This window comes from Spirulina subsalsa FACHB-351, from assembly GCF_026130165.1.
In the GTDB taxonomy this organism is placed as follows: domain Bacteria; phylum Cyanobacteriota; class Cyanobacteriia; order Cyanobacteriales; family Spirulinaceae; genus Spirulina_A; species Spirulina_A subsalsa_A.
In genome coordinates, this window is sequence record NZ_JAIHOM010000014.1 from 35,684 (window position 1) to 60,093 (window position 24,410).

The 24,410-nt window shown below is 47.7% G+C and carries 22 protein-coding genes and 2 pseudogenes; 12 read left to right on the forward strand and 12 right to left on the reverse strand.

All coding sequences use genetic code 11. The features are described from left to right. Positions 1 to 69 precede the first annotated feature (69 nt). Together prmA and serA are read right to left on the reverse strand one after the other, a co-directional pair. Positions 70 to 960 (reverse strand): 50S ribosomal protein L11 methyltransferase, encoded by an 891-nt coding sequence (gene prmA / locus K4A83_RS04220; protein ID WP_265263167.1) that lies wholly within the window; start codon positions 958 to 960, stop codon positions 70 to 72. Between the two features lie 89 nt (positions 961 to 1,049). Then, a complete protein-coding gene (serA, locus tag K4A83_RS04225; RefSeq protein ID WP_265263168.1) occupies positions 1,050 to 2,630 on the reverse strand; it encodes a phosphoglycerate dehydrogenase in 1,581 nt (526 codons plus the stop codon). Between the two features lie 204 nt (positions 2,631 to 2,834). Here serA and K4A83_RS04230 point away from each other — a divergent pair, with 204 nt between their 5' ends. From K4A83_RS04230 to xseB, 3 genes are read left to right on the forward strand one after another with little or no spacing between them, the layout of a single operon-like run. Continuing rightward, positions 2,835 to 3,341, forward strand: a complete 507-nt coding sequence (locus K4A83_RS04230; RefSeq protein ID WP_265263169.1) for a hypothetical protein — start codon at positions 2,835 to 2,837, stop codon at positions 3,339 to 3,341. Further along, positions 3,341 to 3,796, forward strand: coding sequence for a D-aminoacyl-tRNA deacylase (gene dtd / locus K4A83_RS04235; protein WP_265263171.1), 456 nt, complete (start codon positions 3,341 to 3,343; stop codon positions 3,794 to 3,796). The genes K4A83_RS04230 and dtd overlap by 1 nt, the downstream gene beginning before the upstream one ends. Continuing rightward, complete coding sequence (gene xseB / locus K4A83_RS04240) at positions 3,789 to 3,998, forward strand: exodeoxyribonuclease VII small subunit (RefSeq protein ID WP_265263172.1); 210 nt, start codon at positions 3,789 to 3,791, stop codon at positions 3,996 to 3,998. Before dtd ends, xseB begins: the two co-directional genes overlap by 8 nt. A gap of 523 nt (positions 3,999 to 4,521) precedes the next feature. Here the strand turns inward: xseB and K4A83_RS04245 are convergent. The 3 genes from K4A83_RS04245 to K4A83_RS04255 form a co-directional block, all read right to left on the reverse strand. Next, entirely contained in the window at positions 4,522 to 4,851 is a 330-nt protein-coding gene (locus K4A83_RS04245; protein ID WP_265263173.1) for a type II toxin-antitoxin system PemK/MazF family toxin, read from the reverse strand. Beyond that, positions 4,839 to 5,099 (reverse strand): AbrB/MazE/SpoVT family DNA-binding domain-containing protein, encoded by a 261-nt coding sequence (locus K4A83_RS04250; RefSeq protein WP_265263174.1) that lies wholly within the window; start codon positions 5,097 to 5,099, stop codon positions 4,839 to 4,841. The genes K4A83_RS04245 and K4A83_RS04250 overlap by 13 nt, the downstream gene beginning before the upstream one ends. A gap of 525 nt (positions 5,100 to 5,624) precedes the next feature. Next, on the reverse strand, positions 5,625 to 6,800 hold the full coding sequence (locus tag K4A83_RS04255; RefSeq protein ID WP_265263175.1) for a WD40 repeat domain-containing protein: 1,176 nt from the start codon (positions 6,798 to 6,800) through the stop codon (positions 5,625 to 5,627). Positions 6,801 to 7,062: 262 nt separating this feature from the next. Here K4A83_RS04255 and ffh point away from each other — a divergent pair, with 262 nt between their 5' ends. Then, positions 7,063 to 8,517 carry a signal recognition particle protein gene (gene ffh, locus K4A83_RS04260; RefSeq protein WP_265263176.1) on the forward strand — a complete coding sequence of 485 codons (1,455 nt, stop codon included), beginning with the start codon at positions 7,063 to 7,065 and terminating at the stop codon, positions 8,515 to 8,517. A 265-nt stretch (positions 8,518 to 8,782) separates the two neighbouring features. On the opposite strand, the gene K4A83_RS04265 is transcribed toward ffh, so the two are convergent. Then, positions 8,783 to 9,361, reverse strand: coding sequence for a pentapeptide repeat-containing protein (locus K4A83_RS04265; protein ID WP_265263192.1), 579 nt, complete (start codon positions 9,359 to 9,361; stop codon positions 8,783 to 8,785). Between the two features lie 175 nt (positions 9,362 to 9,536). On the opposite strand from K4A83_RS04265, the gene K4A83_RS04270 reads away from it, so the two are divergent. From K4A83_RS04270 to K4A83_RS04280, 3 genes are all read left to right on the forward strand, one after another. After that, complete coding sequence (locus K4A83_RS04270; RefSeq protein ID WP_265263177.1) at positions 9,537 to 11,090, forward strand: phosphomannomutase/phosphoglucomutase; 1,554 nt, start codon at positions 9,537 to 9,539, stop codon at positions 11,088 to 11,090. Continuing rightward, positions 11,083 to 12,189, forward strand: a complete 1,107-nt coding sequence (locus K4A83_RS04275) for a DUF3419 family protein (protein WP_265263178.1) — start codon at positions 11,083 to 11,085, stop codon at positions 12,187 to 12,189. The genes K4A83_RS04270 and K4A83_RS04275 overlap by 8 nt, the downstream gene beginning before the upstream one ends. A 118-nt stretch (positions 12,190 to 12,307) precedes the next feature. Beyond that, on the forward strand, positions 12,308 to 13,552 hold the full coding sequence (locus K4A83_RS04280; RefSeq protein ID WP_265263179.1) for an FtsX-like permease family protein: 1,245 nt from the start codon (positions 12,308 to 12,310) through the stop codon (positions 13,550 to 13,552). A 434-nt stretch (positions 13,553 to 13,986) separates the two neighbouring features. On the opposite strand, the gene K4A83_RS04285 is transcribed toward K4A83_RS04280, so the two are convergent. Next, complete coding sequence (locus K4A83_RS04285; protein ID WP_265263180.1) at positions 13,987 to 15,039, reverse strand: pentapeptide repeat-containing protein; 1,053 nt, start codon at positions 15,037 to 15,039, stop codon at positions 13,987 to 13,989. A 213-nt stretch (positions 15,040 to 15,252) separates the two neighbouring features. Between K4A83_RS04285 and K4A83_RS04290 the strand changes: the two genes are divergently transcribed. The 4 genes from K4A83_RS04290 (at position 15,253) to K4A83_RS04305 (ending at position 17,897) form a co-directional block, all read left to right on the forward strand. Next, a complete protein-coding gene (locus K4A83_RS04290) occupies positions 15,253 to 15,669 on the forward strand; it encodes a hypothetical protein (RefSeq protein ID WP_265263181.1) in 417 nt (138 codons plus the stop codon). A gap of 39 nt (positions 15,670 to 15,708) precedes the next feature. After that, on the forward strand, positions 15,709 to 16,083 hold the full coding sequence (locus tag K4A83_RS04295; protein WP_265263182.1) for a DUF1257 domain-containing protein: 375 nt from the start codon (positions 15,709 to 15,711) through the stop codon (positions 16,081 to 16,083). Positions 16,084 to 16,198: 115 nt separating this feature from the next. Further along, on the forward strand, positions 16,199 to 16,759 hold the full coding sequence (locus K4A83_RS04300; protein WP_265263183.1) for a DUF4340 domain-containing protein: 561 nt from the start codon (positions 16,199 to 16,201) through the stop codon (positions 16,757 to 16,759). Between the two features lie 109 nt (positions 16,760 to 16,868). Next, positions 16,869 to 17,897 carry a tetratricopeptide repeat protein gene (locus tag K4A83_RS04305; RefSeq protein ID WP_265263184.1) on the forward strand — a complete coding sequence of 343 codons (1,029 nt, stop codon included), beginning with the start codon at positions 16,869 to 16,871 and terminating at the stop codon, positions 17,895 to 17,897. Between the two features lie 8 nt (positions 17,898 to 17,905). On the opposite strand, the gene K4A83_RS04310 is transcribed toward K4A83_RS04305, so the two are convergent. Next, on the reverse strand, positions 17,906 to 18,760 hold the full coding sequence (locus tag K4A83_RS04310) for a TVP38/TMEM64 family protein (protein ID WP_407809810.1): 855 nt from the start codon (positions 18,758 to 18,760) through the stop codon (positions 17,906 to 17,908). 367 nt (positions 18,761 to 19,127) lie between these two features. Between K4A83_RS04310 and K4A83_RS04315 the strand changes: the two genes are divergently transcribed. Next, on the forward strand, positions 19,128 to 19,679 hold the full coding sequence (locus K4A83_RS04315) for a 2'-5' RNA ligase family protein (protein ID WP_265263186.1): 552 nt from the start codon (positions 19,128 to 19,130) through the stop codon (positions 19,677 to 19,679). Positions 19,680 to 19,827: 148 nt separating this feature from the next. On the opposite strand, the gene K4A83_RS04320 is transcribed toward K4A83_RS04315, so the two are convergent. The 4 genes and pseudogenes from K4A83_RS04320 to K4A83_RS22990 form a co-directional block, all read right to left on the reverse strand. Next, positions 19,828 to 20,559 (reverse strand): Tic22 family protein, encoded by a 732-nt coding sequence (locus tag K4A83_RS04320; protein ID WP_265263187.1) that lies wholly within the window; start codon positions 20,557 to 20,559, stop codon positions 19,828 to 19,830. 604 nt (positions 20,560 to 21,163) lie between these two features. Then, positions 21,164 to 23,560 (reverse strand): endonuclease MutS2, encoded by a 2,397-nt coding sequence (locus tag K4A83_RS04325; RefSeq protein ID WP_265263188.1) that lies wholly within the window; start codon positions 23,558 to 23,560, stop codon positions 21,164 to 21,166. An 81-nt stretch (positions 23,561 to 23,641) separates the two neighbouring features. Further along, positions 23,642 to 23,719: pseudogene (locus K4A83_RS22985) on the reverse strand (Uma2 family endonuclease); the annotation flags it as partial. Positions 23,720 to 23,854: 135 nt separating this feature from the next. After that, positions 23,855 to 24,410: pseudogene (locus K4A83_RS22990) on the reverse strand (RNA-guided endonuclease InsQ/TnpB family protein); the annotation flags it as partial.

The window sequence follows — 24,410 nt, forward strand, 5'->3', positions numbered from 1 at the left end:
GAGAATAGTTGAAAAATGGGTAATAAAAAGCCGTCCTGAAGGACGGGGCTTGTATCCCATTATTTTCGGTCAAGGTCGTCGCACATTAAAACAACACCATTCTCCCCGCTTCCAAAGGGTGGCCACAATCCAACCATGAGCTTCCAAAGTATCCGCAATGGGTTTAGCTTGTTCTAATAAAATGCCACTAAAAATCCCCCATCCTTTTGGTTTTACTAAGTCCGTCATCTGAGGAATGAGTTCTAGAATCACCTCGGCTAAAATGTTGCAGAGAATGCCATCTAGGGGTTCTAGGATAAGTTGAGGAATAAGATCAACACTCCCCTTGTGAATGCTGAGTTGATTTGAGTTAATACTGTTTAAATCGCGGTTGCTTTTAGCCGCACGAACAGCTAGGGGGTCGGTATCGACACTATAAACCTGTTGGGCACCGAGCAGAACCGCCCCGATGGACAAAATCCCGGAACCACAGCCAATATCTGCCAGCGCCTGACGGGGTTTATCTGCTGTAATGCGGATTTCTAGTGATTCTAGACAGAGTTGGGTGGTGGGGTGGGTGCCGGTGCCAAAGGCCGCACCGGGATCTAAACGGATAATCACTCGGTCAGTATCTGGGGGAGGGGTCAACCAGGCCGGATAAATTAAAAAGCGATCGCCAATTTCTTGGGGTTGCCAATACTGTTTCCAGCTACTCGACCAATCTTCCTCATCAATCAAACTCCATTTCGTGATGGGTGCAGGCAGTTCTAAGGTCAGAGCATCCTGTCGCAACAACAAGGAGAGGGCGGCTAAATCTAATAACTGGGCTGATTCTTGGTCTAAATAGGTGGTAATTAACCAAGAATAGCCCCGTTGTTCCCCGGCCATGCCACGACAACCAAATTGCTCCAGTCGCCAGAAGATCGTATCTTCTAGAATTGGGTCGCAGAGAATTTTGATTTCCCACCAGTTGTTAGCCATGCGTTTTGAGGAATGAGGGCCGATGAGCGATCGCCAATTCCGGAAATCGGCGATCGCCCCTTCTGTACTAAATTAAAAGGAACATCCCCTTAAAGGGCAACAGTATAAGCGTCAGTAATCCCCGGAATGCGTTGAATTTCGCCAATAATCCCCTCGGGTAAAGGATCATCCAAACTCAAAGCCATTACCGCATCCCCTCGGACAATCTTACGCCCCACCTGCATACTGGCAATATTGACATTAAATTCACCTAGCAGCGACCCCAAACGACCAATAATCCCCGGCATATCCCGGTGTAGAGTGAATAACATATAAGGGCTAGGAGGCAAGTTAATGGGGAAACCGTCCAAATTCGTCACCCGGATTTCACCATCGGACAAGAGAGCTCCCGTCACCGAATGTTGTCCCAAAGAGCCTCGCGCTTCCAAATACAACGACCCCGAGTAATCCGATGCCGACGCATCTTTTGTTTCAATCACTCGGATGCCCCGTTCCTTTGCCTCTAAACTAGCATTAACATAGTTCACCCGTTCGCGTAAGGCCTTAGATAATAACCCTTTCAAAGAAGCAATCACAATGGGCTGACTTTGAGCCGTAGCTAAATCCCCTTGTAGACGGACATTGAATAAATCCACCCGTCCGCCGGCCAATTGTCCCACTAGAGTCCCGAGGGTTTCCGCCAGTTGTAAATAGGGCTTTAACTGCTCCATCACATCGGGATTCAGCCCCGGAATATTCACCGCCGAACGGGCTGGTAAACCTAGCAGAACATCGCGAATTTGCTCGGCCACATCAATCGCCACATTGACCTGAGCTTCTGCCGTAGAGGCCCCTAAATGGGGGGTGAGGATGACCTCTTTCCCCAACTCCCGTAACTTGGACTCCCCAAGGGGTTCTTCATTGAACACATCCAAAGCTGCCCCAGCAATCCGCCCCTCTTTTAAAGCCTTTGCTAACACATCCTCATCGACAATGCCCCCTCGGGAACAGTTGATAATGCGGGCGGTGGGTTTCATTTTTGCGATCGCCTCCTCCCCAATTAAATTGGTCGTCTCCGGCGTTTTCGGCACATGGAGGGTAATATAATCCGCCTCTTGGAACAAAATATCTAAATCCACCAAACGGCAGCCCAACTGTTCCGCCCGGTCCGCCGAAATAAACGGATCATAGGCCAACAACTTCATCCCCAAAGCCTTCGCCACTGTCGCCACATGGGAGCCAATTTTCCCTAAGCCCACCACGCCCAAGGTTTTCTTATAAACTTCCGCCCCGATAAAACTCTTGCGGTCCCACTTGCCCGCCTTCACCGAGAGATTGGCCTCGGGAACATAGCGAGAAAGGGATAACATCATAGTCAAAGCGTGTTCCGCCGCCGCCGTGGTGTTTCCCTCGGGAGAATTCACCACCACCACACCTCGACGAGTGGCAGCCGGAATGTCCACATTATCCACACCAACACCCGCCCGACCGACAATCTTTAACTGAGTTCCCGCCTCAATCACTTCCTGCGTGACCCTTGTACCGGAACGGATCATTAGGGCATCATACTCAGGAATAACTTGTATTAATTCTTCTGGACTCAGACCCGTTTTAACATCGACCTGAGCCACTTGAGATAAAATCTCAATCCCCGCTTGATCAATGGGGTCAGAAACAAGGACTTTGGACATAGTAGCTAATCTAGTTCATACAGCGCATAGGCATTTTAAGGGGAAATGGGGCAACATGGATGGAATCATTGGAAAGATTTTCAGTTTTTCGTCTTGGTTTCCCTAGCCATTTGCTTTAAGATCAAGTCCACCCCGGTCTAGCACCATGAACCATCAGTCATTGACAATGGAATCTTGAGCCTTGAGTTTTAGTAATGAGTTAAAATGAACTATCTTTTTGCTGTCTTCCCCGACCGAATTAAAGCCGAAGAAGCTTATACAGCCTTGGAAAAAGCCGAAATCCCTCCCCAGCAAATCTCAATTCTAGGGCGTGGCTACAAGAGTGCCGATGAATTTGGTTTAATTGATCCTGCTGTCCAAGGACGCAAACAAGCCCTGTTTATGGCTTTTTGGCTCGTCCCCTTTGGCTTCATTGCGGGATTTACCTTTAATCTCCTCACCGAGTTTAATCTCTTCCCTTGGGCAGGAGCTTTGGGAAATCACCTGATTGGCGGTCTTTTTGGAGCCATTGGGGGGGGTATGGGGAGCTTTTTTGTGGGGGGTGGCATTGGTGCCGCTTCGTCGAGTGGGGATGCTTTACCCTACCGCAATCGACTCAATGCAGGCAAGTATATTGTCGTGGTCAGAGGATCGGAACAATTGAAAAATCAAGCTACTCCTATCTTGCGACAATTTGAACCAGAATCCTTACAGGGATATGCAGAAACCTAATGCGTGTTGTAATTCAAAAAGTCCGGTCTTCTTCCGTCTTAGTTAACCAGAAAATTGTGGGGCAAATTGACCGGGGCTTAAATCTTTTAGTAGCCATTGCCCCAACCGATACCCCGGAAGAATTGGACTGGATGGCGAGAAAATGCTTAGATTTACGACTTTTCGCTGATACAGAAGGCGGACGGTGGGATAAGTCTGTGCAAGAAATCGGCGGAGAGTTATTAGTCATTAGTCAGTTTACGCTCTATGGGGACTGTCGGAAAGGTCGTCGTCCTTCCTTTAGTAATTCGGCTCCCCCAGACCAAGCTGAAGCTCTGTATAACCAATTTGTAGAACGTTTAAAAGCCAGTGGGTTAAGGGTAGAAACAGGTCAATTTGGGGCTATGATGCAGGTGAATATTGAAAATGATGGACCCGTAACACTATTGTTGGAACGTGAGAAACATTATGTCTGAGTGGAACTACGAAACAACGGTTCAGGAACTAGAGGCCATTATTCAAAATATTGAATCTGGTCATTTACCACTTGAAGATATTTTTGAGCAGTTTGAGGAAGCGGTGCAGCACCTCAAAAAATGTGAAGATTTTTTGAACCAAGGTCAGGAACGAATGACTTTACTCATTGAGACACTAGATGATTCTGTGCTGTTGGATTGATTGGTTGACTGTATAGCGAGGCAATATTGGAAAAAGATGCTCAATGAGTTGCAACAACCGTTCAGTTTCAGGAGGAGTTAATCCAAATCCATTTCTCTCAAGAGGGCGAGTTGCAACATTCCAAAACTCAATGCAATTTTGAGAAGCGATTCGTAGTTGATGCTCATCTTGACGCACCTCTCCAGAAACTTGGCCAATAACATATCCTTGAGGATCGATAATTACCAAAGTTGGTCATGCCCGCACTGCATACTGTTGCCAAATATAAAAATTATTATCCACAATTACCGGATGTTCGATGTCAAACGCAAGGGGTTTCGGACCAAATCAAGGAGGTTTTCCCGTCCCGGTTCATGGAGGGCGGCAATCAGAGCATCGGCAGAAGTTGGTATTGAGGTTGTCATGGCATTATGGTTGGAGGAATCAAGAAATAATCACTAAAACATCGTTTATCGTCTCGGTAATGAGCGATCGCCCTGGCTTGGGGTTGAGGTGATGATGAGCGGATACCCCCTCGATTAGCTCACTCGGCAAACATCTCCGCCAAGGTGTCGAGAACTCGGCTTTGCTCATCTGGACTAATTTGACCCAGTTTTTTGACCAATCGAGTTTTATCAATGGTGCGGATTTGATCCAGAACAATTTGCCCCTCCTTACCCTGAAACTGACAGGCAATCCGAGTCGGGTAGGCTTTCCCTTTCGTCGTCATTGGTGCAATAATCACCGTGGCAATATAACGGTTCATTTCATCGGGTGATATAATCACACAGGGTCGTGTTTTCTGAATTTCACTGCCAATTGTGGGATCAAGATTAACAAAAAAAACATCAAAGCGCTTGGCTACCACTCCCATTCACTTTGCTCCCAATCGGTACTGTTAACTTGATCAAGAAGAACATCATCTTGTTCTTTCGCCATTGCTGCAAAGGCTTGCTCCCAGCCTGTTCGTAACGGTCGTGCGGTGCGAATCGTCAGATGATCGCTCTCCACTTCAATTTCAACCTCTGTCTGAATACCGCTTTGCTCTAACAGCAGTTTAGGAATACGCACCCCTTGGGAATTGCCAATTTTAACGATTCGGGTTCTAATCACTTTGCTCATGCTGGGATGGCCTTAAAAGCAGGATGTAATTACATTGTAACCACAACCCAAGAAGCGGTCAAGTACAAGGTGTTCTCGATACTATAGCTAGTCCTAATGAGACGTGAACTCTGGGCTATTGTTCTATGTCGATTCCAGGCGAGCCTTTTTTGCACGACTCAGATAGGTTCGCTATGTCAATTAAATCAATTGCTAGACTGAGGAACTTGAGTATAATTTTAGAGTATGCCAACAGTTCTACGAGTCGCTCCTTACCGCTTCTATTTTTACAGCCATGAACCCAATGAACCCGCACCGAATGCCGCAAATCTGAATTTGAAAGGATAGACAGTAAACTTCAGAACTGTCAGGCAAAACAACTACAGGCAGCACCAGCGGCTCATTCACGCTTTCAGCAACAGCTAGTACCCCCTGATGATTGCGATCGCTCTGATCCGTTACACTCTACACCCCCATATTCTCGATATTAGCACCTTATTCAGCAGACCCCATGTAGAAATGGCGTTCATTAACCATAGATGCTCCTTAAGGAACACCCCAAATTTTTAACTCATTATCTCGACCTAAACTGATTAAGTTTTGACCATTTTCTGTGAGGGCAAGGGCGGTAATCTCTTGATGATGACCGGAGAGGGAATGGATTAATTCTGTGGTGTAGGGATTCCAAAAATAAATCATGCGATCGCCTCCAGCTGTGATTAAAATACGACCATAGGGCGTAAACCTAAGACAGTGGGTTTGAGGAACCATAATGACTCGCCGAACTTTTTGCAGGGATAAGTCCCACAACGAGAGATGCCCTGCCCAGTCAGTCGTGACGAGGGTTAATTCATCGGGACTGAGGGCAAAATGAAGAGTATAAGTGTGTAGGGTACGAGGTCGGTCCCGGGTGCGCAAGTCCCAGAGTTTTAGGGTTCCATCTTGACTGCTGCTGACTAGGGTGTTGCCTGTGGCACTAAATTGTAACGCCAAAATGCGATCGCTATGAGCGCCAAGGACTAAATGTTTCCCCAGTGTCCCCACTAATTTCCCAGTTTTGAGACTCCACAGACGCAGCACCGCATCACTGCCTCCCGTTGCTAATACTTGTTGTTCCGGGGAAAAGGCGATCGCCTCAATACGGCCTTGATGACCCGAAAACTCCCATTTTAACTCCCCCTCCTCCCACACTTCAATCCGAGCATTTTTCTGTTGAATCACCCGAATCAAACAGTCAGGAGAACAGAGAAAAAGAGTTTCATTACGCTGTCGGGGGAGGGAAGATAAAACCTCACCCGTGGCGATGTCCAAGACTTCTAGGGTTTTTCCTTTCCGGTGTGCGATCGCCCGTCCCAACCCATCCACCGTCGCCCCCCGTCCCACCCGCATTCCCCCCTGTTCCTCAAACAGATGATAGGGCAAATAAGCCCTTAACGCCCGCCGTACATCCTCCTCCCCTCGATGTCGCAATAACTGATAGGCCACCCGTTGCACCTGCTCCGACTCATCATAGAGTGCCGTAATAATTAACTCTAAGCCCCCTTTTTCGTACTTTAAAGCCTCTTGCAACGCCATTTTGCGAGATTCCACCACCGGACTACTCGCCCGCTTTCTCACCCCCTCCAGACCCCCCAAAACTAACGCCGTCTCCGGGGTAACAGATTGGTGGAATCCCATCACCACATCAAAATCTCTCGGTTGTTGGGGTTGACCATGAACCATAGGAGCAAATGTAACCAAAAAACCTCCCCTCCCATCTTAAACCCAAAAAGAGGACACCCATACATAGGGCTTGCTGAATAACTTGGGGAGCAGGGGAGTCGGCAATAATTATCAATTATCAATTGTCAATTATCAATTCCCTTGTTGAGTCTAGCGTTGGGCTTTTTCAGCAGACCCTACATAATGCTAAAATCAGGAGAAACCTAAACGGTAAACATCAAGGATTGTCGGCGCTGGTTTAAGAACGCAGGAATAAAAAATTATGTTTGATGCTCTAGCAGAACGCTTAGAAGACGCTTGGAAAAAATTACGCGGTCAGGATAAAATCTCCGAAACCAATATCAAAGAAGCCCTCAAGGAAGTCCGGCGCGCCCTACTTGAAGCCGATGTCAACCTGCAAGTCGTTAAAACCTTTATCAGCGAAGTCGAAAAACAAGCCCTCGGAGCCGAAGTCATCTCCGGAGTGCGCCCCGACCAACAATTTGTCAAAATCGTTTACGACGAATTAGTAAACGTCATGGGCGAAAGCAACGCCCCCCTCGCCCAAGCCGACACCCCCCCCACCGTCATCCTCATGGCAGGGCTACAAGGCACCGGGAAAACCACCGCCACCGCCAAACTCGCCCTCTATCTGCGCAAAGAAAAACGTAGCTGTTTAATGGTCGCCACCGATATTTACCGCCCCGCCGCCATTGACCAACTCATCACCCTCGGTCAGCAAATTGATGTCCCCGTTTTTGAACTCGGCAAAGACGTAAACCCCGTTGAAATTGCCAAACAAGGCGTTGCCAAAGCCCGAGAAATGGGCGTAGATACCGTCATCATCGACACAGCCGGACGCTTACAAATCGACCCGGAAATGATGGCCGAATTAGCCCAAATTAAAGCCACCGTACAACCCCACGACACCCTACTGGTTGTCGATGCCATGACCGGACAAGAGGCCGCCACCCTCACCCGCACCTTCCACGAAGAAATCGGCATCACCGGAGCCATCGTGACCAAAATGGACGGCGATAGTCGTGGGGGGGCTGCCCTCTCCGTGCGCTGCATCTCCGGCCAACCGATTAAATTTATCGGGGTCGGGGAAAAAGTCGAAGCCCTACAACCCTTTTATCCCGACCGCATGGCCTCCCGCATCCTCAACATGGGCGATGTCGTGACCTTAGTCGAAAAAGCCCAAGAGGAAATTGATCTTTCCGATGCCATGGCAATGCAGGAGAAAATCCTCGAAGCCCGCTTTGACTTTAACGACTTCCTCAAACAAATGCGCCTCTTGAAAAATATGGGGTCTTTAGCCGGGGTCATGAAATTAATCCCCGGCATGAACAAAATTAGCGGCGATGTATTGCAAAAAGGCGAAACTCAACTGAAACAGACCGAGGCCATGATTAACTCCATGACCAAAGAGGAACGAGGCAACCCGGATTTATTAGCGAAATCCCCCAGTCGTCGCCGTCGCATTGCCCAAGGGTCTGGTCACAGTGAGGCCGAAGTATCTAAATTGATTGCCGACTTCACCCGGATGCGCGCCATGATGAAACAAATGGGCATGGGAGGCGGAATGCCCGGAATGCCCGGAATGCCCGGAATGCCCGGGATGGGCAACCCCTTCGGCGGGGGGGGCGCACCTCAGCCCGGTTTCCGAGGCTACAGTGGAGGTAGCAAGAAAAAGGCCGGTAAAAAGAAGAAAAAGAAAGGATTCGGCACTCTGTAGGGGTTTGATAGGGGGCTGTGAACTACCCCACCCTGCAAGCGAGGAAGGGGAATTCCGCAACATTTTGTTAAAATTACCAGAAAAATCCGGTTTTTTCCCTCAGCTTTGCCCTGGGAAAGCAAAAGCTTCCCCTTCTCCTCTCCAAGTCACAGCATCTAGGTTTCTGGCTCGACAAGTTTGAGCCGAAGTCCCAAGAAACCTAGTCATCACTGAGCTAGACTTGTTCCCCAGAAATGAGCTAGATTTAAGCCAAATGAGCCAAGGTCTACAATTCCACCGCTTGATATTGTGGGCTAGATTGACTCGTCACAAAGATAGCTCCTTGACTCGTCAATAACGTCACCAATTCAGAAGATAATCCTTCCACACAACTAAACTCCGCTTTTTCTACCTCCACATCTACCCAAGTCACACCTTGGGCATTCGTCTTGATTAATTTGGCATGATTCAAAGCCGTATCGACTAATTTTGCTCGCTTCAACGTCGCATTACTTAAATCCACATAACTTAAGGTGGCATGACTTAAATCCGCCCCACTTAAATCCGCCCCACTTAAATCTGCCCCACTTAAATCTGCCCCACTTAAATTCGCCCCAATTAACTCCGCTTCACTTAAATCTGCCCCGCTTAAATTAGCATTACAAAGATTAGCATTAATCAAATTGGCTCGGAAGAGATTAGTCCCTAACAAATTCGCCCGATAGAGATTACAACTAAATAAGTTACAGCGAAATAAACTCGCACCGCTCAAATTCACGCCCTCTAAGTCGCAGCGAAACAGATCCAAATCCCGAAAATCTCTCGCCCCGGCCGCATATTTTTGTAACAAAGTATTTACATCCATCATGGTTTGTATCGCTAAGGTTGACCAATACTTCTATTGTCCCAAAATCCCAGAAATTCATCAATTTTGTAAAGTTATTTTGCAATTTTAGGCGATCTTCTCCGAGTATCTTGTGACCCGGGGATGTTTTGCTGAGGTGTTCTATAATGTTCGTGGAGTTGTACCGATTAAGACTATGATCACTATCCCAGCTACTTTTAACTGGAAAAAGCTACAAAATGGCTCAGATATTCGTGGGGTTGCTTTGGAAGGAGTGCCAGATGAAGCGGTTAATTTAACCCCGGAGGTGGCGACACTTTTGGGGCAAGCTTTTGTCCAGTGGTTGAGTGAAAAACTCGTCAAACCTGCGCCAGAATTAACAGTAGGGGTAGGGCGAGATAGTCGGTTGTCGGGGATTGAATTAATGGAGGCAACAGTCAGGGGGATTCAAGCCTTGGGTTGCCGGGTGTATGATTTTGGAATGGCTTCAACTCCAGCTATGTTTATGAGTACCGTTACGCCAGATTTTGCCTGTGATGGGGCTATTATGTTAACGGCAAGTCATTTACCATTTAATCGCAATGGTTTTAAGTTTTTTACAGCAAAAGGTGGACTTGAAAAGCAAGATATTAGGGCAATTTTAGGGTTTTCTGAAGGTCAAAATTTCCCCCCAAATGTGGAGAGAGGGGTCATAGAAAAACGAGATTTTATGGCGGTTTATGCGGCGAGTTTGGTCCAAAAAGTACGGGAAGGAGTGAATGATCCTGACAGGTTTGAACGGCCGTTAGAGGGATTAAAAATTATTGTTGATGCCGGGAATGGGGCTGGGGGCTTTTATGTGGATCAGGTGCTTAAACCCTTGGGCGCAGATACAACAGGGAGTCAATTTTTAGACCCGGATGGGATGTTTCCAAATCATGTGCCGAATCCTGAAAATAAGGAGGCAATGGCGGCAATTTGTCAAGCTGTTTTAAGCCATAAAGCCGATTTGGGTATTATTTTTGATACGGATGTTGATCGGGGGGCGGCGGTTGATGAAATGGGTCAGGAGTTGAACCGTAATCGTTTGATTGCTTTGATTTCGGCTATTGTTTTAAGGGAACATCCGGGGTCAACGATTGTCACAGATTCGATTACGTCTGAGGGGTTATCTAAGTTTATTGAGCAGGAGTTAAAGGGGGTTCATCATCGCTTTAAACGGGGCTATAAAAATGTGATTAATGAGGCGATTCGTTTAAATGAGGAAGGACAGGACTGTTGGTTAGCTATTGAAACGTCAGGACATGGGGCGATGCGAGAAAATTATTTTCTCGATGATGGGGCTTATTTAATTACTAAGTTGTTGGTGGAGTTGGCTAAGGCTAAAGGGGAGGGGAGATGTTTGGGGGATTTAATTGCCCGGTTGGAGGAACCGGTAGAAAGTGAGGAGTTACGGATTAAGATTGCCGGGGAAGATTTTAAGGAGTATGGGAATGAGGTGATTAAGGCGTTGGAAAAGTTTGCTGGGGAACAACCGAGTTGGGGGATTGTGCCGCGTAATTATGAAGGGGTGCGGGTGAATTGTCAGGGGGAGCAGGAAAGGGGCTGGTTTTTGTTGCGTTTGTCTCTGCATGATCCGGTGATTCCTTTAAATATTGAGTCGAATGTTAAGGGAGGTGTGAATAAAATTGCGGGATCTTTATTTGAGTTTTTACGGGGTTTTGATCGTTTGGATTTATCGGCTTTTCAGGTTAATTCTGGGGATGCCTAGTGAAATTGTTAAGTTGGCTGATTTTTCTCGGATTCGCTATGCCCAATGTTGGGAGGATGCGGATGTTTTATTGCAGGGATTGGCGATCCAACCGGATGATGTTTGTTTATCGATTGGATCGGCGGGTGATAATACTTTAGCGCTGTTAGCCTGTTCTCCGAAACGGGTGATTGCAGTGGATTTTAATCCAGCCCAAATTGCTTGTTTAGCTTTGCGGGTGGCGGCTTTTCGGGTGTTGAGTCATGGGGAGTTATTGGCGTTTCTGGGGTCAAAATTGGCGACGGGGGGGGAACGTCGGGCTTTCTATGGGCGCTGTCGGGGGCTGTTAGATGAGGCAGTCCGCCAGTTTTGGGATGGTCAGGAGAGGGCGATCGCACAAGGTTTCGCCCGTGTAGGTAAATTTGAACGATACTTGACAACATTCAGAAAGTATGTATTGCCTTTAATTGGCGATCGCACCACCCGAGAACATTTCCTCCAAAACCACCCCCAGTCCGTCCGGGAAGCCTTTTATCAAACCCACTGGAATCATTGGCGATGGCGCTTACTCTTCCGGCTATTTTTCTCCCGTCCCCTCTTAGGTCGTTGGGGGCGAGATCCCCAATTTTTCCGCTACGGAGAAGGCGCAATCAGTCAACACCTCCTACAACGCACCGAGTACGCCCTCACCCAGCTAAATCCAGCCGAAAACCCCTATCTACAATGGATTCTCACCGGATACCACCCCCAAGCCCTCCCCTTTGCCCTCCGCCCGGAAAACTTTGACCCCATTCGCGACCATCTCAACCGTCTCGAATGGCACAACTCAGCCCTAGAAGACTTTTTAAGTCAAAATCCCCATCTGTCCATTAACCGCTACAATTTGAGCAATATTTTTGAGTATATGTCCCCAGACAACAGTCAAAAACTACTCCAACAAATCATCCAACAGAGTCCCCCCGGCAGTCGTTTATTATATTGGAATCTTTTCGTCCCCCGTTGCCGTCCGGATAGCCTAGCGGCTGATTTGCGCCCTCTGAGCGACTTAGCTAACACCCTCTTTCAACAAGATAAAGCCTTTTTTTATCAAGCATTAGTCATTGAAGAAAAAGTACCATAACATCCTCCCGACGCTTATTGTCAACAATAGAGTGCGGGATTCCCAAGCTAAACCCGTGTAGATTGAGAATTAATAATTGATAATTGTTAATTATTCCCCATTCCCCATTCCCTGATTCATGGTATCTATCGCCCGCAAAAACCTATTTGAAGACCTGCCCCGTTTTCTCGTAGCCCAAGCAGGCATCATGTTTGCTGTCAGTCTTGTCACCATTCAAACCGGACTCTTAAACGGTTTCACTCGGTCCACCGCCCTCCTCATTGACGCATCCCCCGCCGATATTTGGATCACCTCCGATGAATTAGTTCACATGGAACTCACCCTGCCCCTTCTTTTAGAACAGGTGAACCAAGCCAATCAAATCCCCGGAGTAGCGCGGGCGGAACCCTTAATGACCGGACTGGGACGCTGGCAGATTCCGGGGGGGGAACTCACCCCCCTACGGTTATATGGCTTTGACCCCAATGGGGTGCTATTTCGTCCCGGTCAGTTACAATCCGGTCAACTCGCAGACTTAAACACACCCTACAATGTGCTAGTGGATCAAGGGAGTTTGAACAGTTTATCCGTCCGAGGAATTGGCGATCGCGGTTTTATCGGCAATCTCCCTGCTACCATTGTCGGCATTACCTCCGACTCCCAATCCATCACCTCCGCCACCTATATTTTTTCCTCCCTCGAAACCGCCAAAGCCTTCGCCAGTGCTGGATTCTCTTCCAGTGTAGACTGTCGAATGCAGCCCGACGGCACCATCCAATGCACCACCTTATATGAAAAACAAGACCAACCCCTTGAGGGAGTCCCCACACCAGAACCCATGAGTTCCGCCGACCCCATTCAATATATCTTGATTCAAGCCGAACCCGGTCAAGATATTGAAGAATTACAAGCCCGTTTAGAGGCCGCCTTTCCTAATACCAAAGCTTGGACAAAAGAAGAAATTTCCCAAGCCACTCGAACCTATTGGCAAAAGCGCACAGGGATCGGTTTTATTCTCGGTTTAGGGGCAACAGTCGGGGTCATTGTGGGCATAGTCATTGTCGGTCAGATTCTCTATTCCTCCGTCGCCGATCATTTAAAAGAATTCGGCACATTAAAAGCAATGGGCGCCTCAAATCGAATGTTATATGGGGTGATTATTGAACAAGCCGTTTATATGGCCGTTTTGGGATATATTCCCGGAATTCTCCTCTGTTTAGGATTAGGAAAATGGACAATGGCCAGTCAAGGAATAATGATTTTAATTACCCCCTCTACAGCGATTGTCGTTTTGGGAATTACCTTAGTCATGTGTGTTGGGTCTGCTCTTTTTGCCATTCAAAAAGTCACCCGTGTAGATCCCATTATTGTGTTTAAAGCCTAGTAAAAATTGCTGATGCTACATCAATGGCTCGGGGCAGATTTGAACTCCTGACCTTGGGCGTATGAGTCCCCTAGTATGCGACCTAGGACTTGCTAAATAACTCTACTCGTGGGTCTAGGGAACAGGGAACACCGGATCTGGAAGGGGATAGGATAGCCTTTTTTGCCCTTCACACCTTGTTTATCGACCTCAAACAACTAGATGTATGCTAACATATACAGCACAAATTGTCATGCTAAGAGTGATCCCTGAGCCTTAGCTAAAGAAGCGCACCTGTACTGATCCAAACCGAACTCCCTACCGACATGGAGCATCAAGGCGATCGCCTAAATCGTCTTGAAAGATGAAGTCTACAAAGAAATTTTTGGGCAAGCGGAAAACTTCAAAAAATATCAGCAGAGAAGCTAAAGCCAAAATGCCTAGTGAACTACACCCTAATTCAACACAGCGCCCTGCTCGATAAAATACTGCCGCATTTCCTCCGTTAGCCCAACGAGGTGGCTAACTTGAGCCGCTTTTAAAATCGCGCTGTGCCACGTAGTATTACTAACATTCGCCTCGGCTAGATTGGCTTGAGTGAAATTAGCCCCCACCAAATTGGCCAAGGCTAAACTAGCTCGGTGTAAGTCAGCACCCGTCAAGTCACTATCACTTAAATAGGCTCCACTTAAATCAGCCCCGCTTAAATTAGCGCCCCGTAAGTCGGCCTCGCTCATGTCAATATCATTTAACTCAGCCCCTCGTAAGTTAATCCCAGCTAATTGCGCCCCACTTAAATCTACACCATTGAGTTGGGTTGCCAAGAAGTTCCCCCCAGCAAAATCCGTTAAGGGATTGAGTTCCACTAACTCCGCTAATTGCAAAATGTGATCGGTGTTAGCATTTAAAATGGCTTGGCGATCATGATCTAACTTGCCCACCGCTTCGGGAGTGGGGGGATTAACCCAGTGTTTCGCTAAAAAACGAGCCAGCACCCGCTCTAAAATGGCGTGTTTGTTCGGGCTAATATCGTGTCGCCAGAGGTTTTCCGCATCGGTAAGGACGATGTGGCTCGGGGAGGGGGTGAAGCGGAGCGTGACAACTGGGGGGGTATTGGGGGCAAAGATGCCGAGGGGATAGGGCTGGCTGGTGCCTTGTAGAATGGCATAACGGGGTTCACTGAAACAAAGCCACTGGGGTAAAGCACTATTTGGGACTAAGCTGAGGGATAGAGCAAGAGGTCGTGTCTCCGTGTTGTGTTGGAGAGAGAGAAAGGCGGGATTCTCATTCTGAGAGGCTTCTCTAGCACACTCTAGGGTTAAGATCCCCCCTTTGATGCCAAATCTGACCCGACCGTTCAGTAACTCTGTCCACTGTTGTCCAAAGGTGAGTTTCACCCCTAACTCTCCCTCGCCAAATGATTCCCCTGTGGTGGCTAGGGGGAGGAGTTCTAGATTAACTGCATCAGGATAGGGATTGTGGAACTCTAATGCGGGACGATTCGACATAGGAATGGCTTCGGATCAAAATGTAGAGCAACGCTGTTACCATAGCATATCCGAGGGAATAGGAGATAGGGAATAGGCAAGCTTCAGTGATTCCTGATTACCGACTTGTTTCCTCGGTCAGGCTAACGCCAACACTCTTGTCCAAATGATGGGAATCCCACGGTAACAACACTACACTAGAGATAAATGCGCCAACTTATCGGACATACTCCTATGATGACTTCTATTCATTCTCTCGCCTTATTATTATTCTTGCTTGTCCTCCCCCTGCTGGGTTGCGAGACTCCCTCGGGGGACATCACCCTACCTTTACCGGATGATGTTGCAGAACCTCAGCCTTCTCTGGCTATGGTGGAAGAGGTGATGGTGGAAGTGGAGCAAGGGGATTCCCAACAAGTGACCTTAAAAGTGACGGGCATCTTGCCTGATGGCTGTGATTTACCCTTACAAGTTGAACAAGAACGGGAAGGGTCCCAAATCACGGTACAACTTTATCGACTGTTGCCTCCGGATGTAATGTGTCCGGCGGTGGTGGTGCCGTTTGAGAAGGACATCCCCCTAAATGAGGGGTTGGAGTCTGGGAGTTATCGCCTGATGGTGAATGAAAAAACCCTAGATTTTGAGCTATAGTCAAAGTCACAGTCGAACCATATAAGGCATAAAAGAACAATGTCTCATTTCACCACTATTAAGGTTCAAATCAAGAATGGCGAGGTGCTGCAAGAGGTTTTGCAAGAACTTGGCTATCAGGTTGAACAAAACGCGGAAGTACGCGGATATAAGGGCATGACGACCCAAGCGGATTATGTTATTCGTCAGAGCAATCGCTATGACTTGGGTTTCCGACGCAATGGGGAAAATTATGAACTGATTGCGGATTTTTGGGGAAGTCAGGTTAATCAGCAAGAGTTCCTCAATCAGGTGAATCAAAAATATGCCCACAAAACCCTGTTAGCTACAGTGCAGGAACAAGGATTTCAGGTGGAGGAGCAAGAAACTTTAGAAGATGGGACTGTGCGGGTTTTAGTCGGACGTTGGGTCTAGTGATCGAGTCTGAGGACTTGGGCAGCCCTTGCCATTCATGCCCCAGATGTTGGGAGGTTGGAACTGAAGATCCTACTGTTCCACTCCCATTCTTCTAAATTTAAGGAAACTTTTGATGAAATTGCAACGCACCACTTGGGGACTCTTGATGGCTGCCCTTGTGTTGGGGGGAGGAGTCTATTTCTATGAAATGATTGTTAGGTCTTATCAAACTGAGGTAGTAGCACGACAACGGAAGGTGATTGACTTGAAGGAGCAGGATATTCAAGAGATTACCATTGAAAAAGAGGGTCGAACGCTACAGTTTGAACGGGTCGAGGCGGAAACTTATAATTGGCGGATGGTGAAACCGCAAGAGGAAATCGCCAATGATGCGGCGATCGCCTTTTTAACCAATTTGTTGGTGGAAAAGGAGCGGGATCGGATGTTTCTGATTGCGGCAGAGGAGAAGGACACCTATGGCTTAGAAGAGCCTTTTGCGACTTTGACTTTAAAGGTGGCTGGGGAGGATCATACTCTGATTCTCGGCAGACCTAACTTTGATCAAAAGTGGGTTTATGCTCAAATTAACCCCCCCTCAGAGACTCCCGAAGAGTTAGAAGTTACCCTTATCCCCATTGAGTTTAGATACGCGGTTGAACGGGATCTCAATGAGTGGAGGCGTTCGAGTCGATAAGAGAAAAAGCCGGGGGGTGTCAACTTCCTCATCCAGCACTTTCTCTCTTTCCTATTGCCCCAGAATTCAGCTAGGCTTTAAGAAGAGCGGGACTGAGGGGGCGGGGACATTGACTAAATCAGAACAACCGATTAAGAAATATTTAAATCCCAATCAGACTATTGGGGTGGAGTCTGAGACTCATCCAGATTTGCCTTTTGCCAATGAAGAACAAGCAGAGGATCTGTTGGAACAAGGAATGCAGGCACTTCAACAGGGTGAGTTAGAGATAGCGCTTTATGCTTTGCAAGAGTCGGTTCAGCACTATCGCGGGGTGGGCAACCCGGAACAAGAGGCGAAAGCTCTGTATTATATTGGTTTGGTGGAATATGGACGGGGCAACTATGAACTGACGTTAAGTTGGGCGGAGTCTTGTTGTGATCTCTTGACTCCGAGGCCACGGTGTCGCCTGCTGGGACAAGCGTTGAGTTTGATGGGCAATGCTTACCGCCATTGTCACCATCCGGATGAGGCGATCGCATTCCAAACCCAAAGTCTTAAGGTTTTTCAAGAATTGGAGGATTTGTCCGGTCAAATGGCCGCCTACAATAACCTCGGTCTGGCCTACAAAGCACAGGGACAAATGCAGAAGGCCATTGAGTGCCAACAGGAGGCTCTGGAAATTGCCCAAAAGTTGGAAGATCGCAATATTATTGCCCAAATTTTGCGTAATTTAGGCAATGCTTGTTATTCTTTGGGCAATTATCGGGGGGCAATTCGCTACTATGAAGAGCGCTTTCAACTCGCCCAAGAAATGAAGGATGAACGGACGGCTGTGCAAATTTTGCGTAATTTAGCCAATGCCTCTTATACCATTGGTGACTATCAACGGGCGATCGCCTATAGTGAACAACGCCTCCACATTGCCCGTCACTTGGGAGATCACCGTTCCCAAGAACAAGCCCTCGGCAGTTTGGGCGTGGCCTATGATGCTCAAGGGGATTATCAAAAAGCGATTCGCTGTTATGAACACCGTTTAAAGGTGGCTCGTATTCTCAAAGATCACCGGGTAGAACGTCAAGCTTTAGGTAGTCTTAGAACGGCCTGTTATGCCCTTGGAGATTATGCCAGAATTATGGAGTATCAATCGGAAGTTTGAACCCAAAATTACTCTTTAACTACGGCTTCATTTAACGCTTTTTTGGCGATTTTCGTCACATAAACCGTCACGGCAACCGTGGCGGCAAAACCCAGTATTCTAATCCCCCACTCGGCCACCGGATTAGCACTGGGACTTTCCGCCCCAATCCGGGCTAAATTCCCGGCTAAAGAGCCAATATAAACATACATAATAGTTCCCGGAATCATGCCCACTGAAGCGAGAACATAATCCTTTAAAGATACTCCTGTAATCCCATAAGCATAGTTTAATAAATTAAAGGGAAAAATCGGAGAAAGTCGGGTTAATAAAACAATTTTAAATCCTGCTTGACCTACGGCCTCATCAATGGCTTGAAACTTGCTATTCTCGGCAATTTTCGCCGCCACCCAGCCCCTAGCAAGATACCGACCCACTAAAAACGCCCCAGTTGCTCCTAATGTGGCCCCAATGAACACATAAACAGACCCCAAGGCCACACCAAACACAATTCCAGCGCCGAGGGTGAGAATAGAACCCGGCAAAAAGGCGACAGTTGCCACAATATAAAGGAACATAAAGGCGATCGCACCAACAGCCCCTAAACCGTCAATCCATTGTAAGGCATTCAATAACCACCCTTGAGGATTCATAGTATTTCCGGTAACATCTTGGGCTAAAGCGGGATTGGCCACTAAAACCATTCCCAATGTGAAACTTGAAACCGCAACTGCTTCTAAAATATAACTGCCTATAAAAGCACAAAATGCCAAAATTGTAAAGCACTGCCAAGTAGAAGGTTTAAACCAAGCTGGAGGACAAGAATCCGCTAAAGCTTGACGTTTAAATTTTTGACGTTTAATTTTGTTTTTTCCATTTAACATGAGTCTCAATAGTTCCCTAGTTCTAGGAACATTAAACTGAGGGAAAATGAGGGAAAGATGAAGGAAAACTGTGCCGAAAATAAAAGTTCCTCTGGGGGAGAGGGGGAGTCGGGTGTCGGGAGTTGAGGGTAATGTCATTGACTCACTCTAGTCAGAAACCGGGTTGCGTTCAATGTCTAGTTTTCTCGATACACCCTAGCAAAAACCCGGTTTCTCATCTCGGGAGTCGGGAGTCAGGAGTCGGAAATAATTGTCAATTGTCAATTATCAATTATCAATTCCCTACTCCCCCGCTCCCCCTCCCCTCACGGCATAATAAGACTATCTTAAGTCCGTTATCTTGCCCGTCAAAGGAGAGACTTTTGTGGTGTTTCGTTATTTTCTCGCCTTGTTACCCCCTGTGGAAGTGCAACAACAGGCCAATGAGTTAAAAGAATATTTTGCCCGGGTGTATGACAGCCGAAAAGCATTTAATGCACCGCCTCATATTACCCTGTACCCGCCCTTTTTGTGGTCAGAGACTCGCTTGGCAGAATTAACTCAGATTCTGGAGCAGTTTGCCCTCAATCAAAAGCCAATCCCAATTGTTCTTGATGGTTTTGGGGCATTTAAGCCTCGGGTGATTTTTTTGCGTCCCCGGAAAACGCCGGAATTAATGGAGATTGAACAAACATTAGGGGCTGTTTTGATGCAGGAATTAGGGTTAGTTACTCCACAAAAAAACCGTTTTTTTAATCCTCATCTGACCTTAGCCTTTCGAGATTTAACGCGGGATAATTTCAAGGCGGCTTGGTCAGAATTTGAAACGCGAGAATTTCACGCAGAGTTCACCGTAAATCAGTTAACGCTGTTACGGCATCAAGGACACCATTGGCAAATTGAGCGAGAATTTGCCCTCAACACCGTTACTGGGAGATGATAAAAGACCCAAAGACCCCACTTAATATGTGAAAATTGGAGGAAGAGGCTGTTTCACCACCCCATACACAGAGAAAAGGCCTGATGGACAAATCCACAGACCTAATCTTTATTGATCTTCTCTGGGGTCTTTTCTCAACCCTCAGCTTCTAGCGAGGTTGACGAGATTGGATGTATTGAATCGCCGACTGAGAAGGCACCAAAACGATTTGATTTAACCCAGCATTGTTGCTCGTTTCCATCGCTTGAATCACACCTTCTAAAGGCACAGCTTGAATAGACACCGTAGAAGCAAGACTAGGTTCTTGTTCTTTAAAGCGCTCAATCATTTGTTGCAACTGTTGCTTATCAAAGAAGAACGGAATCACCTGTTCATCCCCTTGTTGCAATGTTAAATAACCCTGTTCCGGGCCACCCCGTGCCACAAATAAGGGAGTTCCTTGGAAATCTTGACTCAGTTGGCGAGCTTGTTGTACCTGTTGCTCAGTGGGAACATAGGTAAAGCCAAAATTGGCTTGAGTATTTTGGCTTGCTTGACGATCTAACTGGTAAATCTCAGCCAACGACACCACAACCACCTGTACTTGATTTCCTAAAGCAGGATTATCGCGTTTGAGGTTTTGTACAAAACGTTCTGCATCTTGGGGGCTAATGAACACACCCGCCACACTCCCCGCACTGGGGTTATCTGCATCAACTTGAGCCACTAACGGTTTCCCTTCGCGGTCTGCAATAGTAAAGACAGGGACATTTTGTAAGCGTTCCACAATTTCTTGTTCCGTTAAAGCTAACACTTCAAGCGCTCCACCCAATACAGTTCCTGCCATTGCAGCACCAGCAATTCCCAACATAGCAAACCGACGTAAAAGTGACTTCATCATAACCTACCTCAAAATACATTGTCCTAAATATTAAACGGCATCCTCACGGCAGAACGCCTCACAAAGACAACCGCAGCAAACTGGGATAATTTTGGACTCCACTCTAGGAAACCCTCGTTTTAGGGCAAATCTAAAAGCGAGATTGTTTAGACTCACAACCCAAGGGAGTGGAATTTGTCTCCAAAATACCTTATTTGTTTGTCCTTTGTGTATCCTTTGACCCTCATCCCCCCGATAGAGTTCCGGGAATCCATCAGCATTTCTGCTGAACTTTCCCGCCTTGTGACACACTCCCGACAGAAACCGCCTAGGCGGTAGGGTGCGGGGCTTCCTCTGGGCTGCCCCAGACTTGCGTTTTATCCTAACAAATTTAAGGGGGGTTTTGGAAAAGCACTCAACCCCAGTGCTGTGATATCCACATTGATGCAGTAATGAAGCTCACCCTACCTGCCTGGGGCGAGGTAGGGGAATGCGTCGCTATTTTGGCCAATTTCGGACACAACTGCATTTTCCCTATTACCTAGGGCTTGCTGAATAACTCGGGGAGTCGGGAGTCGGGAATGAGGAGAAAAGGCTTAACTTGTCAAGATTGAGGGTCGCCTTGTCATATCAAATAGGCAATGGTTACACCGGAACCCCCTTCATTTTGGGGGGCGAGTTCAAAGCGCTCTACTTGGGGATGGCGAGTGAGCCACTCATGGACTCCTTCCCGTAATTTCCCGGTTCCTTTGCCGTGAATAACCCATAAAATGCCGCTTTGAGTCGCCTTATTAATGGCCTGTTCTAAATCGGATTCGACTTGATGAACTCGTTTCCCGCGAATATCTAGGGTATTGCTAGAGGTGCGAATGGCGACGGGGGGTTTCGCTGGGGGCGTAATCGAAACCGTGGGGGTTTTGCGGGGTTCTTTGGGGGGGAGTTCTACTTTTTTCCCATCGAGGGACTCAATATCGGTGATGGGGATGGTCATTTTCATTAAACCAAAGCGCACGGATAGTTCCTCTTGATTGTCGCTGAGGCTCAAGACTTCGGCGGTTTGCCCTAAACGAGGGACTCGCACCCGTTCGCCAATTTTGGGTAGGTAGCTGGGTTTCTTTTTGGCCCGAGGGGCGGGTAAATGACGCTGGGCGACGTGCTGGAGGGCTTGGGTGGCTTTTTGGGCGTTTTGTCCGGTTTTGGGCTGTTGTTGCAGTTCTCGGATGACTTGGGCGATTTCGGCTTTGGCTTGGGCGATCGCAGTTTGAACGGCCTGTTCCTGAGATTGTTTTAGGGCTTGTTCCCGTTCCTGTAAGGATTGGGCGCGTTGGGATACTTCCTGATAAAATCGTTCGGCTTCGGCTAATAATTGGGCGGCGGCATCGGCTTTATCTTCCTGTCGTTTCCGTTGGGCTTCTAACCCGGCAATCACTTCATTTACGTCTTGGGAGAGGCCTCCTACACGCTCTTGGGCAAGGCTTAAAATGGCTGGAGGTAATCCTAGACGTTGGGCAATGGAGAGGGCGTTAGAGCGGCCGGGGATGCCCCACAGGAGGCGATAGGTGGGGGATAAACTGGCTTCGTCGAACTCAACGGAGGCATTTTCAAAACGCTCGTCTTGGTATTTGAGGGCTTTGAGTTCTCCGTAGTGGGTGGTGGCGATGGTGAGATGGACGTGAGCGGCGAGGTATTGTAACAGTGCGATCGCCAAGGCACTCCCTTCTGCCGGATCGGTTCCGGCTCCGACTTCATCTAAGAGGATTAAATCAGGGGTAATGGTTGCTTCTGGGGTTTGAATCGCGTCTAAAATCCGACTAATCCGGCGAATATGACCGGAAAAGGTGGACAAACTCTGCTCTAAGGATTGTTCGTCCCCAATATCGGCTAAAATATGCTCAAACCAAGGTAATTCGACAGGTTCACGGGCGGGGAGAAATAAGCCAACTTTAGCCATCAGTGCCGCGAGTCCAATGGTTTTGAGCGTGACGGTTTTTCCCCCGGTGTTGGGGCCGGTAATGGCCACGACTCGCGTTTTGGGATTCACTTGCACATCAATGGGAATCACGGCGCTCCCCTGTTCGTGTTTGTGTTGCCACACCAGCAGGGGATGGCGCAGTTGTCGCAGGGTGATCCCTTCCCCTGACTCAATGAAGCGGGGAGGATTGCCTTCTAACCAGAGACTATAGCGGGCTTTGGCGGTGGCGAGATCCAGTTTGGTGGCGGTGGCGAGTAAATGTTCTAAGTCGGCCTGCACTTCGGCCACGTTTAAGGTTAAGGCTTGTAAGATGGCTTCTTGTTCCCGTTGTTCTTGCCGTTGCAGTTGGCGCAGTTTGTTCCCCGTTTCCACAATGGCGTAGGGTTCAATGTAGAAGGTGACTCCGGTGCTAGAGGTATCATGAACAATGCCCGGAATGGTGTCTTTATGAGAGGCTTTGACGGCTAAGACGAAGCGATCGCCCCGTTGGGTAATCACCATCTGTTGTAAGCTGGTGGTCTGCCGTTGGATGATTTTGTTCAGGCTGTGATAAATGCGATCGCGCACGGTCTTTAACTGTTGCCGTAGGTCTGCTAATTTAGCACTGGCGCGATCCGCCACCTCCCCCCGCTCATCAATACAGTGGTGGATGTGCTGTTCTAATTCTGGATAGGTGCGAATTTCCGACACGAGACTCTGTAGGGTGGGGACTTCCTCCTGTTCATCCAGCATCCGCCGCAAACGCCGCATTCCGGCTAAAGTAGTGGCAATATCGAGTAATGCTTTACCGCTTAAAATCCCTTGCCGTTCCGCTCGTTCTAAGGAGTCCCCAATATCCTGAATCCCTTCAAAGGATAACCCCGTGGTGGTGCGACTTTCCAACAGATAGGCCTCTTTGGTCTGTTCCAAGAGTGCCACAGTCTCGGCCCGATTGGAGGGCAACTGTAAATGACGAGCGGCGATCGCACCTAATTTTGTAGCCGCAAACGTCGCCAAATGTTGGCATAAACGCGACCATTCCAACAGTTCTAAGGTTTCCGCCTGAATCAATGTCTTACCCTTAAGCAATTTACCAACAAACCCCCATTATAATCGATTGTCTTTGGGCTTCAGAGTTATCGAAAGTTCATCAGTACCGTCGAAGTCGGGGAGTTGGGTATGGTCAGGAAGGCGAGTAAGACCGAGGGGGGAAGATTTGGCGATGGTCATAGTAAATGGGTTCTTATCGCAGGGGATAGCTAAGATTTTGACTACTCCCACCGTTAAGCTCCTCTCGTCTTCTCCACAATTAGAACAGTTTTGGCTATTGACACTCCACTGCCTAAAGGCGAGTGGATTCTTTCCTCATAGACTCTTGTCTAGCCAATCAGAAATTGACCCCGACAGAACGTCTCCGAAAGCATTTTGAATCACGGGCTGTCCGACCGCGATTAATCCACGATTTCTTATAACTTGACTGGCCGCCACATCCCTATTGGTTTTATATCCACAATTAGGACAATTATGAACCCTATTTGATAGATTCTTTTTCCCTGTATGTGTATTACAATTCGGACACATTTGGCTACTATAGTCTTTATCTACCTTGAGAAATTAGACCCCTTTTTCTTGTTTTTTAACCTTCTTTGCAGCGATTTAAGCTGGCCATGAAGTTGATTAAAAAACCGAGGTCTTTTGACTAATTCCCCGTCTGAAGTCGCTAGGTATGAATCCAGTCCAATATCTACCCCTAGAGGATGTCCATGGATCGGGCTTGCAGGAATATTGACCGCTAACTGATAAATTAGCTGCACAAAATACCCTGATGCCCGTTTAACCACTCTGATTTGTTTCAAGAGAAACCCATCAGGAACAGGTCTAGACATTCTCATTTTTACTTCCCCAATTTTGGGAAGTTTCA

Coding starts and splice junctions, on each gene's coding strand:
- K4A83_RS04230 (WP_265263169.1), top strand. CDS start 2,835: ATGAACTATCTTTTTGCTGTCTTCCCCGACCGAATTAAAGCCGAAGAA.
- ffh (WP_265263176.1), top strand. CDS start 7,063: ATGTTTGATGCTCTAGCAGAACGCTTAGAAGACGCTTGGAAAAAATTA.
- K4A83_RS04255 (WP_265263175.1), bottom strand. CDS start 6,800: ATGGTTCATGGTCAACCCCAACAACCGAGAGATTTTGATGTGGTGATG.
- K4A83_RS04265 (WP_265263192.1), bottom strand. CDS start 9,361: ATGGATGTAAATACTTTGTTACAAAAATATGCGGCCGGGGCGAGAGAT.
- K4A83_RS04275 (WP_265263178.1), top strand. CDS start 11,083: ATGCCTAGTGAAATTGTTAAGTTGGCTGATTTTTCTCGGATTCGCTAT.
- K4A83_RS04310 (WP_407809810.1), bottom strand. CDS start 18,760: ATGTTAAATGGAAAAAACAAAATTAAACGTCAAAAATTTAAACGTCAA.
- K4A83_RS04290 (WP_265263181.1), top strand. CDS start 15,253: ATGATGACTTCTATTCATTCTCTCGCCTTATTATTATTCTTGCTTGTC.
- K4A83_RS04245 (WP_265263173.1), bottom strand. CDS start 4,851: ATGGGAGTGGTAGCCAAGCGCTTTGATGTTTTTTTTGTTAATCTTGAT.
- K4A83_RS04300 (WP_265263183.1), top strand. CDS start 16,199: ATGAAATTGCAACGCACCACTTGGGGACTCTTGATGGCTGCCCTTGTG.
- K4A83_RS04295 (WP_265263182.1), top strand. CDS start 15,709: ATGTCTCATTTCACCACTATTAAGGTTCAAATCAAGAATGGCGAGGTG.
- prmA (WP_265263167.1), bottom strand. CDS start 960: ATGGCTAACAACTGGTGGGAAATCAAAATTCTCTGCGACCCAATTCTA.
- dtd (WP_265263171.1), top strand. CDS start 3,341: ATGCGTGTTGTAATTCAAAAAGTCCGGTCTTCTTCCGTCTTAGTTAAC.
- xseB (WP_265263172.1), top strand. CDS start 3,789: ATGTCTGAGTGGAACTACGAAACAACGGTTCAGGAACTAGAGGCCATT.
- serA (WP_265263168.1), bottom strand. CDS start 2,630: ATGTCCAAAGTCCTTGTTTCTGACCCCATTGATCAAGCGGGGATTGAG.
- K4A83_RS04270 (WP_265263177.1), top strand. CDS start 9,537: ATGATCACTATCCCAGCTACTTTTAACTGGAAAAAGCTACAAAATGGC.
- K4A83_RS04285 (WP_265263180.1), bottom strand. CDS start 15,039: ATGTCGAATCGTCCCGCATTAGAGTTCCACAATCCCTATCCTGATGCA.
- K4A83_RS04280 (WP_265263179.1), top strand. CDS start 12,308: ATGGTATCTATCGCCCGCAAAAACCTATTTGAAGACCTGCCCCGTTTT.
- K4A83_RS04320 (WP_265263187.1), bottom strand. CDS start 20,559: ATGATGAAGTCACTTTTACGTCGGTTTGCTATGTTGGGAATTGCTGGT.
- K4A83_RS04250 (WP_265263174.1), bottom strand. CDS start 5,099: ATGAGCAAAGTGATTAGAACCCGAATCGTTAAAATTGGCAATTCCCAA.